The 12,791-nt window shown below is 70.7% G+C and carries 12 protein-coding genes, 1 pseudogene and 1 riboswitch; of the genes and pseudogenes, 7 read left to right on the top strand and 6 right to left on the bottom strand.

Features of this window, described 5'->3' with window-relative positions; translation table 11 throughout:
* Positions 1 to 156: 156 nt before the first annotated feature.
* Positions 157 to 1,677, top strand: a pseudogene (locus tag KIH27_RS01870) (MFS transporter); the annotation flags it as partial.
* 7 nt (positions 1,678 to 1,684) lie between these two features.
* Entirely contained in the window at positions 1,685 to 2,218 is a 534-nt protein-coding gene (locus KIH27_RS01875) for a DUF2771 domain-containing protein (RefSeq protein WP_214091221.1), read from the top strand.
* A gap of 43 nt (positions 2,219 to 2,261) precedes the next feature.
* On the opposite strand, the gene KIH27_RS01880 is transcribed toward KIH27_RS01875, so the two are convergent.
* Positions 2,262 to 3,266, bottom strand: a complete 1,005-nt coding sequence (locus tag KIH27_RS01880) for a glutathione S-transferase family protein (protein WP_214091222.1) — start codon at positions 3,264 to 3,266, stop codon at positions 2,262 to 2,264.
* A gap of 11 nt (positions 3,267 to 3,277) precedes the next feature.
* A complete protein-coding gene (locus KIH27_RS01885; protein ID WP_214091223.1) occupies positions 3,278 to 3,691 on the bottom strand; it encodes a cold-shock protein in 414 nt (137 codons plus the stop codon).
* 455 nt (positions 3,692 to 4,146) lie between these two features.
* Between KIH27_RS01885 and moaA the strand changes: the two genes are divergently transcribed.
* The 3 genes from moaA to KIH27_RS01900 all read left to right on the top strand — a co-directional run bounded on the left by moaA (position 4,147) and on the right by KIH27_RS01900 (position 7,045).
* On the top strand, positions 4,147 to 5,160 hold the full coding sequence (gene moaA / locus KIH27_RS01890) for a GTP 3',8-cyclase MoaA (RefSeq protein WP_250149456.1): 1,014 nt from the start codon (positions 4,147 to 4,149) through the stop codon (positions 5,158 to 5,160).
* A 3-nt stretch (positions 5,161 to 5,163) separates the two neighbouring features.
* On the top strand, positions 5,164 to 5,442 hold the full coding sequence (locus KIH27_RS01895; RefSeq protein WP_214091225.1) for a MoaD/ThiS family protein: 279 nt from the start codon (positions 5,164 to 5,166) through the stop codon (positions 5,440 to 5,442).
* Positions 5,443 to 5,958: 516 nt separating this feature from the next.
* Positions 5,959 to 6,139: riboswitch (cyclic di-AMP (ydaO/yuaA leader) on the top strand.
* 9 nt (positions 6,140 to 6,148) lie between these two features.
* Positions 6,149 to 7,045 carry a transglycosylase family protein gene (locus KIH27_RS01900; RefSeq protein WP_214091226.1) on the top strand — a complete coding sequence of 299 codons (897 nt, stop codon included), beginning with the start codon at positions 6,149 to 6,151 and terminating at the stop codon, positions 7,043 to 7,045.
* 71 nt (positions 7,046 to 7,116) lie between these two features.
* Here the strand turns inward: KIH27_RS01900 and KIH27_RS01905 are convergent, their stop codons facing one another.
* Genes KIH27_RS01905 through KIH27_RS01920 form a run of 4 tightly spaced genes read right to left on the bottom strand, consistent with a single transcriptional unit; the run spans position 7,117 to position 8,686 of the window.
* Positions 7,117 to 7,545, bottom strand: coding sequence for a molybdenum cofactor biosynthesis protein MoaE (locus KIH27_RS01905; protein ID WP_214091227.1), 429 nt, complete (start codon positions 7,543 to 7,545; stop codon positions 7,117 to 7,119).
* Complete coding sequence (locus tag KIH27_RS01910; RefSeq protein WP_214091228.1) at positions 7,542 to 8,021, bottom strand: MogA/MoaB family molybdenum cofactor biosynthesis protein; 480 nt, start codon at positions 8,019 to 8,021, stop codon at positions 7,542 to 7,544. Before KIH27_RS01910 ends, KIH27_RS01905 begins: the two co-directional genes overlap by 4 nt.
* Positions 8,018 to 8,506 carry a cyclic pyranopterin monophosphate synthase MoaC gene (gene moaC / locus KIH27_RS01915; RefSeq protein WP_214091229.1) on the bottom strand — a complete coding sequence of 163 codons (489 nt, stop codon included), beginning with the start codon at positions 8,504 to 8,506 and terminating at the stop codon, positions 8,018 to 8,020. Before moaC ends, KIH27_RS01910 begins: the two co-directional genes overlap by 4 nt.
* Complete coding sequence (locus KIH27_RS01920; RefSeq protein ID WP_214091458.1) at positions 8,507 to 8,686, bottom strand: hypothetical protein; 180 nt, start codon at positions 8,684 to 8,686, stop codon at positions 8,507 to 8,509. It abuts the gene before it with no gap.
* Positions 8,687 to 8,792: 106 nt separating this feature from the next.
* Between KIH27_RS01920 and KIH27_RS01925 the strand changes: the two genes are divergently transcribed.
* On the top strand, positions 8,793 to 11,081 hold the full coding sequence (locus KIH27_RS01925; protein ID WP_214091230.1) for a helicase-associated domain-containing protein: 2,289 nt from the start codon (positions 8,793 to 8,795) through the stop codon (positions 11,079 to 11,081).
* A gap of 9 nt (positions 11,082 to 11,090) precedes the next feature.
* On the top strand, positions 11,091 to 12,740 hold the full coding sequence (locus KIH27_RS01930; RefSeq protein ID WP_214091231.1) for a DNA repair helicase XPB: 1,650 nt from the start codon (positions 11,091 to 11,093) through the stop codon (positions 12,738 to 12,740).
* The last annotated feature ends 51 nt before the right edge of the window (positions 12,741 to 12,791 follow it).

Consider the following 12,791-nt stretch of genomic DNA (forward strand, 5'->3'; position numbering starts at 1 on the left):
CCTGCACGCCCTATCGCGGGGATGAGAGAGAATCGGTCCGTGTCTGCACGACGGCGGGAAAACCCTGACTCGGATCGGCCACAGCGCTCGCCGTCCGCCGCCGGACAGCGCCTTCAGAACTCGTCCGTCGGCGAGCATCCCGAGACGGCTCACTATCCCAGCGCCAACCGCTACCTGCCACCACTGGGTGAGCGGTCCGACGACCGTCGCCGCGACGAACCACCGCGCGACCCGGCTCCGGGTGAGCGGATCACGGTCACTCGGGTCGCCGCGGCCCGCAGCCGCGAAATGGGCTCCCGGATGTATGGACTGGTGCAGCGCGCCGCCACCGCGGACGGCGCCGACAAGTCCGGGCTGACCGCGCTGACCTGGCCGGTGGTGGCCAACTTCGCCGTCGACGCGGCGATGGCGGTCGCGTTGGCCAACACCCTGTTCTTCGCCGCGGCCACCGGTGAGAGCAAAGGGCGGGTCGCGCTGTACCTGCTGGTCACGATCGCTCCGTTCGCGGTGGTGGCGCCGCTGATCGGCCCGGCCCTGGACCGCCTGCAGCACGGTCGCCGGGTCGCGCTGGCCGCGTCGTTCGCGTTGCGCACCGCACTGGCGGCGGTGCTGATCCTCAACTACGACGGTGTGTCCGGCAGCTTCCCGCCGTGGGTGCTGTACCCGTGCGCGCTGGCAATGATGGTGCTGTCGAAGTCGTTCACGGTGCTGCGCAGCGCGGTGACACCGCGGGTCATGCCGCCCAGCATCGATCTGGTCCGGGTGAACTCCCGGCTGACGATGTTCGGCCTGCTCGGCGGCACCATCGTCGGTGGTGGGATCGCCGCCGGGATCGAGTACGCGTTCACCCGGCTGCTCGGGCTGCCGGGCGCGCTGTTCATGGTGGTGGCGTTCTCGGTGGCCGGCGCCGGGCTGGCGATGCGGATCCCCCGCTGGGTGGAGGTCACCACCGGCGAGGTGCCGACGACGCTGAGCTACCGGTACGGCACTAGAAAACGCAGTTGGCCGGAGCATTTCAAGCGGACCGGTGACGCGTTGCGTCAGCCGCTGGGCCGCAACATCATCACCGCGCTGTGGGGCAACTGCACGATCAAGGCGATGGTGGGCTTCCTGTTCCTCTACCCCGCGTTCGTCGCCAAGCAGCACGACGCCAGCGGCTGGGTGCAGCTGGGCATTCTCGGTTCGATCGGCGCCGCGGCCGGCGCGGGCAACTTCGCCGGCAACTTCGCCGCAGCCCGACTCAAACTGGGCAATCCGGCGGTGCTGGTGGTGCGCTGCACGATGGCGGTGACCGCGGTGGCGCTGGCGGCGGCGCTCGGCGGCAGCCTGCTGATGGCGGTCATCGCGACCATGGTCACGTCGGGCTCGAGTGCGATCGCGAAGGCCGCCCTGGACGCCGCGCTGCAGGACGACCTGCCCGAGGAGTCGCGGGCGTCGGCGTTCGGCCGCACCGAATCCACGCTGCAGTTGGCCTGGGTGCTGGGCGGGGCGCTCGGCGTGCTGGTATACACCGATCTGTGGGTGGGCTTCACCGCGATCACCGCACTGCTGATCCCGGGGCTGGCCCAGACCGTCCTGTCCTTCCACGGCGACTCGCTGATACCGGGCTTCGGTGGCAACCGGCCGGTGCTGGTCGAACAGGAAGGCACCCGCCTCGATCCCCTAGCGCGGAGGTAATCGGCACATGAAGCTCTACAGCGGAAGTTCCCTCCAGGCGAAGCGCAGCACGGTGGTGCTGGTGGTGGCGCTGGTGCTGCTGGCCGCGTTCGGCGCCGGCTTCGGCGCCTGGCAGCTGAGCCGGAACGAGGCGCCGCAGCAGCCGCAGATCAGCGCCTACTCCAACGGTCATCTGACCCGCACGGAGCCGTACCTGTACTGCGAGGTGCTCGACCTCGACGAGTGCGTGATGACGAAGCGGCAGGGTGAGTTGCCGGTGGACCGCGATCACCCGATCCAGCTGTCTGTGGACAGTGTGATCAGCCAGTCGCCGTGGCGGTTGCTGCTGATCTATCGGGACCCGGCCGACACCACCACCAGTTTCTTCCGACCCGGTACGAAGATGGCGTTGACCATCCCGAGTGTGGACCCGCAGCGCGGTCCGCTGCGCGGCCTGGTGGTACAGCTGCTCACGATGGTGATCGACCCCGTCGGCGAGATGTTCGAGGCGCCGCACGCTGAATGGGCGGTGCGCACGGTGTGGGAGCCGGAGACCGTCTAGCAGGGTGGCGGGTCGGTGTCGGGGTCACCGGCCGCGACGAAAGCTACGCGCCGTGCCCGGCCGGTACTGTCTCACCGGCCCGCGTCGGCCCGGGTGCGCAGCCGTCCCCGAACGGCCGTCCGCCCAGCGCCTCCCGCCCGTGCGGGGTCAGCCAGTTCGCCAGGTCCGGGCCGCCCGGCACGATCCGGGTGGGGTTGATGTCCGCGTGCACGATGTAATAGTGCTGCTTGATCTGCACGAAGTCGGTGGTGTCACCGAAGCCCGGCGTCTGAAACAGGTCGCGCGCGTAGGCCCACAGCACCGGCATCTCGGTCAGCTTGGACCGGTTGCACTTGAAATGCCCGTGATACACCGGATCGAATCGGGCCAACGTGGTGAACAGCCGGACGTCGGCCTCGGTGATGGTGTCCCCCACCAGGTAGCGCTGATTCGCGAGTAGCCCACTCACCCAGTCCAGCGCGGTGAACAACCGGTCGTAGGCGGCGTCGTACGCGGCCTGCGACCCGGCGAAGCCGCAGCGGTACACGCCGTTGTTGATCTCGGTGTAGATCCGCCGGGCCACCGCGTCGATCTCGGGACGCAACGCTTCGGGGTACAGCGCGGGCGCACCGGCCCGGTGGTAGGCCGTCCACTCGGTGGACAGGTCCAGCGTCAGCTGCGCGAAGTCGTTGGTGACGACCTGACCGGTGGGCACGTCGACGATCGCCGGGACCGTGATGCCCTTCGGGTAGTCCGGGAACCGGGCGAAGTAGGCGTCTTGCAGACGCGGGATCTGCAGCACCGGGTCGACGCCGCCGGGGTCCAGGTCGAACGTCCAGCTGCGCTGGTCGTGCGTCGGGCCGCAGAAGCCGATCGAGAGCACGTCCTCCAGCCCGAGCAGCCGGCGCACGATGATCGCCCGGTTGGCCCACGGGCAGGCCCGCGCGACGATCAGCCGGTACCGGCCGGGTTCGACGGGATAGCCGTCGCGTCCGTCGGCGGTGATGCGGGTGGTGATGTAGTCGGTGTCGCGGGTGAACTCACCGGCGGTGGCGACGTAGGACCCCATACCCGTCCAGGTTAGGCGTCGAGCTCCCGGGCGACGGCCTTGACGACCTCGGAGACCCGGCGCGCGACCTTGCGGTCCGGGTACTTCCCCTTGCGCAGCTCCGGCTGGACGGTGCCCTCCAGCAGCGTGATCATGTCCTCGACCATGCCGTGCAGTTCGTCGGGGCTGTGCTTGTGCTCGGCCGGGCCGGCGACCTCCCGGCGGGTGCGGGTCAGGCTCGGCGGCGGGTCGATCAGCTTCAGGGTCAGGGCCTGCGGACCGCGGCGGCCGGCGGCGACACCGAATTCGACGCGTTGCCCCGCTTTGAGACCTTCGACTCCGGACGGCAGTGCCGACGAACGGACGTAGACGTCCTCGCCGTCCTCCTGGGACAGGAAGCCGAAACCCTTCTCGGCGTCGTACCACTTCACCTTGCCGGTCGGCATGGTCTCACCTGCTTGTCTGACGGATCGGATGACACTCGAAACACAATGAAGCGCCCTATCAGCGAAGGGCGCGATGCCTGCTGATCCTACTCGGCTGGCGGTCTGTCAGACATCCCGGCTGACTGGGTAGGCTGGTGGCGTCGCCGAAGTCAGTCTGCGTCCAATTCGTAACGTGATCCGATCTTTCTTCTGCGACCCGGCCGGGCCGCAGCGGCGCCGGCCCACCGATACCGACCCCGGTGTCGCGGGCGCGACTCGCTCAGCGAGTCGGCGCCAGCCGACTGACCGGGCCGACTGGATCGAGCGCCTGTATGACACTGAACGACCGAAGCACACCGGAGATGTCGCCCCTGGCGGTCGCCGCCGAAGCCGCCAGGAACAGCGAGACCAACCCGGAAAAACGCGCCGCCCGAGCAGCCTTCGAGAAAGCCGTCGAGGACGCGATCGCCAGTGAGATGCCGACATCCGGCCCGCTCATCGACACTTTCGGCCGGGTCCACACCGACCTGCGGATCTCGCTGACCGACCGCTGCAACCTGCGTTGCACCTATTGCATGCCGGCCGAAGGCCTGGACTGGATCCCCAGCGAGCACCTGCTCTCCGACGAGGAGCTGATCCGGCTGATGCGGATCGGCGTCACCAAGATGGGCATCACCGACATTCGGTTCACCGGCGGTGAACCGCTGCTGGCCCGCCAACTGGAGTCCACGGTCGCCGCGGCCGCGGCACTGGAGCCCCGCCCGGAGATCTCGCTGACCACCAACGGCCTGGGGCTGGCCCGACGGGCGGGTGCGCTGGTGGCCGCCGGCCTGGACCGCATCAACGTCTCACTGGACACCATCGACCGGGAGCATTTCGCCAAGATCACCCGGCGCGACCGGCTGCCCGACGTGCTCGACGGGCTCGAGGCGGTCAAGAAGGTCGGGATGGCCCCGATCAAGGTGAACTGCGTGCTGGCCCCCGAGATCAGCGGCGACGACGTGGTGAACCTGCTGCGGTTCTGCCTGGTGCACGGCTACCAGTTGCGGGTCATCGAGATGATGCCGTTGGACGCCGAGCGCAAATGGAAGCGCGACGCCGGGCTCAACGCCGAGCAGATGCTGGCGGTGCTGGAGAAGCAGTTCCGGCTGATCCCCGACCCGGAGCCGAGGGGGTCGTCACCGGCCGAACTGTGGGTGGTCGAGGAGACCGAGGACACCCCGGCCGGCAAGTTCGGCATCATCGCCTCGGTGTCGCGGCCGTTCTGCGGCACGTGCGACCGGACCCGGCTCACCGCGGACGGCAAGATCCGCAACTGCCTCTTCTCCCTGGAGGAGACGGACCTGATGGGGCTGATGCGCGACGGCGCCGACGACGACACGGTCGAGCAGGCGTGGCGGGCGGCGATGTGGGCGAAGAAGGCCGGGCACGGGATCAACAACCCGGACTTCATCCAGCCGGACCGCACGATGAGCGCGATCGGCGGCTGAGCGATGACCAACACCTCCGATGCGCTGACCGGGGTCGTGGTGACCGTCCGGTATTTCGCCGCGGCGTGCGCGGCCGCCGGCACCGATTCAGCGGCGCTCACCCTGCCCGCCGGCGCAACGGTGGCCGACCTGACGGCGGAACTGGCCGCAGGCAACCCGCGGTTGGCTGCGGTGCTGCCGCGTTGCTCCTATCTCTGCGACGGCGTCGCGGTGCGGGACCGGTCCACGGTGCTGCACCACGGCGAGACCGTCGACGTCCTGCCGCCGTTCGCCGGCGGGTAGCGAGCCTCGACGAAGGAGAGGCGACGCCAGCCCGCCGCATCAGACCCGCGGGTAGCGAGCCTCGACGAAGGAGAGGCGACGCCAGCCCGCCGCATCAGACCCGCGGGTAGCGAGCCTCGACGAAGGAGAGGCGACGCCAGCCCGCCGCATCAGACCCGCGGGTAGCGAGCCTCGACGAAGGAGAGGCGACGCCAGCCCGCCGCATCAGACCCGCGGGTAGCGAGCCTCGACGACGGAGAGGCGACGCCGGCCCGCCGGGCCAAGCCCAGCGGATAACATGATTTATGTCACATAACGGTTTGGTCACGAGCTGACAACAGACCGATTGAGGGCGTTCTGACCTGCGCATATGGTGACGCTTCCTGGGGATTCAACCAGCTTTCCCAGTGGAAACACCGTAATCGCGAAAGGGTGACGGGACGCGGCGAACCGGTTACCGTTCATCCCCGGGTGCCTCGACGCTTTTCGATCGAGACACCTTTCCTCACTCGTAGCGCCTAGCTCCATCCGACGAGGCGGGGAAACACGACGAACACCATGGATGGAGGCGGGGGACCCACCGGGTCCGCCGAGAGTGGACCTGGGACCGTGTACGGCCCCTTGGGGTGAAGCCGAGTCGCTGAGATGCGACACCGGCCGGGCAGCCTCTCCAGCCCGAACCCGACAGCTGACCTCGCAGGCGTAATAGAGAGGACGTTTCCGGCGCATGAGTGGACGGCATCGTAAGCCCACCCAGTCAAATGTCAGCATCGCCAAGATCGCCTTCACCGGAGCTGTGCTCGGTGGCGGCGGCCTCGCCTTCGCGGGTCACGCCGCGGCTGCCACCGATGACGAGTGGGACCACGTTGCCCGCTGCGAGTCCGGCAACAACTGGGCCATCAACACCGGTAACGGTTACCAGGGTGGTCTGCAGTTCTCGCCGAGCACCTGGAGCGCCCACGGCGGCGGCAAGTACGCCCCGTCCGCGCACCTGGCCAGCCGCGAGCAGCAGATCGCGATCGCCGAGCACGTGCTCGCCACCCAGGGCCGCGGCGCCTGGCCTGTCTGCGGCCGTGGCCTGTCGGGCGCCTCGCAGCGCGAGGTGCCCCCGCCCGCCCCGCAGGATGCCCCCGTCGACAACCCGGACGTGAACGGCGAGACCGTCGCGCTGGACAACCCGATCGGCCCGGCCCCCGAGGCTCCGCCCGCCCCGTGGTGGGCGCCGCAGGAGGCCGCTCCCGCCGCCGAAGAAGCCCCGCCGGCCCCCGAGGGCCCGGCCCCGGCCCCGGCGAACTGGTGGGAGCCGCAGGCGCCCGCTCCGGTCGCCGAGGACGCCCCGCCCGCCCAGGAGGGTCCGGCCCCGGCTCCGGTCAACTGGTGGGAGCCGCAGGCGCCCGCCCCCGAGGCTCCGGCCCCCGCGCCCGAGGACGTTCCGCCGCCGGCCCCGCAGGCCCCGTGGTGGGAGCCGCAGGCCCCCGCCGATGAGGCGCCCGCACCGGATGCCAACCGCCCGGCCGTCGCCGCAGGCTTCCACCAGGAACTGTGGCAGGCCATTCGTTCGGAGAACGTCAGCGGCAACGACGCGCTGGACGCGTTCGCGCAGCAGCCGTCGCGGATCGCCTGACGCGCAAACCACGAAAAAGGGGACCGGTGCCACCGGTCCCCTTTTTCGTGCGCGTTCTTCGTGCGCGGCGGTCAGGCCGAACCCACCCACTCCTCGGTGTCGTCGGCGAAGAACTGGTGCTTCCAGACCGGCAGCCGCGCCTTGATCGTGTCGACCAGGTACGCGCAGGTGGCGAACGCCTCCCGACGGTGATCCGCGGCCACCGCAGCCACCAGGGCGGCGTCGCCGATGTGCAACGTGCCGATGCGGTGGCTGGCGGCCAGTGCGCGGATGCCGGTGGACTGCTCGGCGACCTCGGCGAGCACCTCGGCCATCACCTGCTCGGCCGTCGGGTGCGCGGAGTACTCCAACCGGGTCACCGAACGGCCGTGGTCGTGGTCGCGGATCATTCCGACGAAGCCGACGACGGCGCCGGCGGCCTGATGCCCCACCAGCGCTTCGTGTTCGACCAGCAGGATCGGCTGCTCGGTGACGGCCGCCCGCAGCACCTGTGCGCTCACGCGTGGTCTCCGCCGCGCAGTTGATCCAGGGCGTGGTCCAGCACATCGGCGAGGACCCCGAGTCCGTCGCGCACGCCGCCGGACGAGCCGGGCAGGTTGACGACCAGCGTCCGGCCGGCCACCCCGCAGACCCCACGGGACAGCACCGACGTCGGCACCTTCGGCAACCCGGAACGACGGATCGCGTCGGCCAGGCCGGGCACCTCGTAGTCCAGCACGGTCGCGGTCTGCGCCGGGGTGTCGTCGGTCGGCGAGATCCCGGTGCCGCCGGACGTGATGATCAGGTCGACTGCGGCGGCCACCGCGTCGCGCAGCGCCGCGCCGACCGGTTCGCCGTCCGGGACCACCTCGGGGACCACCGGCGCGAACCCGCGCTCGGCCAGCCAGTCGGCGATGATCGGCCCGGTGCGGTCGGTGTACACCCCGGCCGACGCCCGGGTGGACGCGATGATGATGCGGGCGGTGCGGGTGGTCATGAACGCTCCCAGGCTCCGGTGCGGCCGCCGTCCTTGCTCAGCACCCGGATGTCGTCGATGACCGCGGCACGGTCCACGGCCTTGATCATGTCGTAGAGGGTCAGCGCCGTGACGCTGACGGCCGTCAGCGCCTCCATCTCCACCCCGGTGCGGTCGGTGGTGCGCACGGACGCGGTGATGTCGATCTGCTCCGCGCCGATCTCGAAGTCGACGTCGACCCCGGTGAGCGCCAGCTGATGGCAGAGCGGGATCAGGTCGCTGGTGTGCTTGGCTGCCATGATGCCGGCCACCCGCGCGGTGGCCAGCGCGTCGCCCTTGGGCAGCCCGCCGGCCGAGATCAGCTGCACCACCTGCGCCGTCGTCCGCAGCACGCCTCCGGCGACGGCGATGCGCTTGGTGGTCGCCTTGGCGCTGACGTCGACCATATGGGCCGCGCCGCGCTCATCCAGGTGGGAGAGCGGCCCGGCTCCGGACACGGCCGCCACCTACTTGTTGACGACGGTGACCGGATGCACGTACGGCAGGTCTTCGGCGGGCAGCGGGAACACGACATCGCCGAACGGCGACAGCGCTCCGGCCCGGTCGGTGCGCAACTCGCTCACCGCGGGTTCGCCGTGCTCGGTGCTCGGCCAGCCGTTGTCGACGTAGTGGTTCTTGTCATCCATTTTTGCAGCCACGGTTCATATTCTGACAGGTCGGGATCGGCGACGCCCACTGGTTGGCCTGTGCACGCAAGTCCGGCCCGCGGCGGCTGATTTACGCTGGTCGTCGATGAGCGAACACGCCCGCGTGCCGCTGGCGTCCTGGCTGGCCGAACTGCCCGACGAACGGCTGATCCGGCTGCTGGAACGGCGGCCTGACCTGGCCCAGCCGCCGCCCGGCAGCATTGCGGCGCTGGCTGCCCGCGCGCAGGCGCGCCAGTCTGTCCGGGCGGCCACCGACGAACTGGATTTCCTGCGGCTTGCGGTGCTCGACGCGCTGCTGGTGCTGCACGCCGACACCGGGTCGGTGCCGCTCACCGAGTTGCTCGTGCTGCTGGGTGAGCGGGCGCCGGCCGATGCGGTGCGGGCCGCGCTCGACGATCTGACCGAACGGGCGCTGTGCTGGAGCACCGCCGCGGCCGACGGCGAACTGCGGGTGGCCGCCGAGGCCGGCGCCGGCCTGCCGTGGCATCCGGGGCAGGTCACGGTGGAAGACGCCACGCTGGATGCCAGGGCGATCACCACGACCATTTCCGGGGCCATCGCCGAGTGCGACGAGCCGCAGCGCGACCTGCTGGAGAAGCTGCTCGCCGGTTCCCCGATCGGGCGCACCCGGGACGCCGCACCCGACGCACCGCCGAACCATCCGGTGCCCCGACTGCTGGCCGCCGGGCTGCTGCGGCGCGTCGACGACGAGACCGTCATCCTGCCGCGACTGGTGGGGCAGGTGCTGCGCGGCGAACAGCCCGGCCCGGTGCAGCTGACCACACCGGATCCGGTGGTTGCGCAGACCACCGCCGCCGACGCCGACAGTGCCGCGGCCGGCGCGGTGATCGACCTGCTCCGCGAACTCGACGTGCTGCTGGCGACGCTCGGTGACGCCCCGGTGGCCGAACTGCGCAGCGGCGGCCTGGGGGTGCGCGAGGTCAAGCGGCTGTCCAAATCCACGGGGATCGACGAACCCCGGTTGGGGCTGCTGCTGGAGGTGGCGGCGGCGGCCCGGCTGATCGCCGCCGACTACCCGGATGCGGCCGAACTCGACGCCCACGACTGGGCCGACACCGACGGGCCGTACTGGGCCCCGACGGTGGCCGCCGACCGGTTCGCCGAGAAGTCCACGGCTGAACGCTGGCAGCTGCTGGCCGTCACCTGGCTGGAGCTGCCGGCCCGGCCGGGCCTGATCGGCAGCCGCGGCCCGGACGGCAAACCCCGGGCGGCGCTGTCCACGCCGCTGTTCTCCACCGCCGCCCCCCTGGACCGCCGGCTGCTGCTGGCGATGCTGGCCGAACTGCCGGCGGGCGCCGGTGTCAGCGACGCGACCGCGTCGGCGGCGCTGATCTGGCGCCGGCCGCGGTGGGCGGTGCGGTTGCAGCCGGGCCCGGTCGCCGAACTGCTCACCGAGGCGCACGCGCTGGGGCTGGCCGGCCGCGGCGCGATCAGTTCGCCGGGCAGGACGCTGCTCACCGACCCCGACGCTGCCGCCGCGGTGATGGCGCGGGTGCTGCCCGAGCCGGTCGACCATTTCCTGGTGCAGGCCGACCTGACCGTGGTGGTGCCCGGCCCGCTGAAGCGCGAACTGGCCGAGGAGCTGGCGGTGGTGGCGGCCGTCGAATCGGCCGGGGCGGCGATGGTCTACCGGGTCTCCGAGCAGACGATCCGGCACGCCCTGGACGTCGGCCGCACCGGCGCAGGGCTGCACACGTTCTTCACCAAGCACTCCAAAACCCCGGTGCCACAGGGGCTCAGCTACCTGATCGACGACGTCGCCCGCCGGCACGGGCAGCTGCGGATCGGCATGGCCGCCTCCTTCGTGCGCTGTGAGGACCCGGGTCTGCTGGCCCAGGCGGTCGCGGCGCCGGCCGCGGAACGGCTCGGGCTGCGGGCGCTGGCGCCGACGGTGGCGGTGGCGCTGGCCCCGATCGCCGACGTGCTCGCGGCGCTGCGCGACGCCGGCTTCGCCCCCGCCGCCGAGGACGCCACCGGCACGATCGTCGACATCCGGCCGCGTGGCGTGCGGGTGCCCACCCCGGCGGAGCGCCGCGGCCCCCGGCCGGCCACCGGACCGAGCGGCGACAGCCTGACCGCCCTGGTCCGGGTACTGCGCACGGTGACGTCGGCGCCGTTCGACAACATCCGGATGGAACCCGGCACCGCGCTGATCCTGTTGAAGCGTGCAGCGCTGGAACGGGCCACGGTGCTGATCGGCTACGTCGACACCGCCGGGGTGGCCACCCAGCGGGAGGTCTCCCCCGTCCTGGTGCGCGGCAGCCAGTTGGTGGCGTTCGATTCGACGTCCGGGCAGATGCGCGAGTTCGCGATCCACCGCATCACCTCGGTGGTGTCGGCGCCATCTGGATAATCGGTTGCTATGACCGACGGGCCGCTGATCGTCCAATCCGACAAGACCGTGCTGCTCGAGGTCGATCATGAGCGGGCCGGGGCGGCGCGGCAGGCGATCGCGCCGTTCGCCGAGCTGGAACGCGCGCCTGAGCACGTGCACACCTATCGGATCACCCCGCTGGCGCTGTGGAACGCCCGCGCCGCCGGCCACGACGCCGAGCAGGTCGTCGATGCGCTGGTCAGCTTCTCCCGCTACGCGGTGCCGCAGCCGCTGCTGGTCGACATCGTCGACACGATGGCCCGCTACGGCCGGCTGCAGCTGGTCAAGCATCCCGCCCACGGGCTGTCGCTGGTCAGCCTGGACCGTGCGGTGCTGGAGGAGGTGCTGCGCAACAAGAAGATCGCCCCGATGCTCGGTGCCCGCATCGACGACGACACGGTGGTGGTGCATCCGAGCGAGCGCGGCCGGGTCAAGCAGCTGCTGCTCAAGATCGGCTGGCCCGCCGAGGACCTCGCCGGCTATGTGGACGGCGAGGCGCACCCGATCTCGCTGACCCTGGACGGCTGGGAGCTGCGGGACTACCAGGAGATGGCCGCCGAATCGTTCTGGGCGGGCGGTTCCGGCGTGGTGGTGCTGCCGTGTGGGGCGGGCAAGACGATCGTCGGCGCGGCGGCGATGGCCAAGGCGCAGGCGACGACGCTGATCCTGGTCACCAACACCGTCGCCGGTCGGCAGTGGAAGCGCGAGCTGATCGCACGCACGTCGCTGACCGAGGACGAGATCGGCGAGTACTCCGGGGAACGCAAGGAGATCCGCCCGGTCACCATCGCCACCTACCAGGTGATCACCCGGCGCACCAAGGGCGAGTACCGCCACCTGGAGCTGTTCGACAGCCGCGACTGGGGGCTGATCGTCTACGACGAGGTGCACCTGCTGCCGGCGCCGGTGTTCCGGATGACCGCCGACCTGCAGTCCCGCCGCCGGCTCGGCCTGACCGCCACCCTGATCCGGGAGGACGGCCGGGAAGGCGACGTGTTCAGCTTGATCGGGCCGAAACGCTATGACGCCCCGTGGAAGGACATCGAGGCGCAGGGCTGGATCGCGCCGGCCGAATGCATCGAGGTGCGGGTGACGATGACCGACGGCGAGCGGATGGCCTACGCGGTCGCCGAGCCGGAGGAGCGTTACAAGCTGTGCTCGACGGTGCACTCCAAGATCAGCGTGGTCCGCTCGATCCTGGACCGGCACCCCGGCGAGCAGACCCTGGTGATCGGCGCGTACCTGGATCAGTTGGAGGAGCTCGGCGAGAAGCTCGGCGCCCCGGTGATCCAGGGCTCCACCCGCACCGCTGAACGGGAGAAGCTGTTCGACGCGTTCCGCACTGGGGAGATCTCCACGCTGGTGGTGTCGAAGGTCGCCAACTTCTCCATCGACCTGCCGGAGGCGTCGGTGGCCGTGCAGGTCTCCGGCACGTTCGGCTCCCGCCAGGAGGAGGCGCAGCGGCTGGGCCGACTGCTGCGGCCCAAGGCCGGCGGCGGCGGCGCGGTGTTCTACTCGGTGGTGGCCCGCGACAGCCTGGACGCCGAATACGCCGCGCACCGGCAGCGGTTCCTGGCCGAGCAGGGCTACGGCTATCTCATCAAGGACGCCGACGATCTGCTGGGTCCGGCGGTCTGACCTGCTGTGGCGGCGGATGAACAGTCGATAACCACTGCACAAAAATCGAGT

Origin of the sequence: Mycolicibacter acidiphilus, from assembly GCF_018455725.1 — a bacterium.
GTDB lineage: Bacteria > Actinomycetota > Actinomycetes > Mycobacteriales > Mycobacteriaceae > Mycobacterium > Mycobacterium acidiphilum.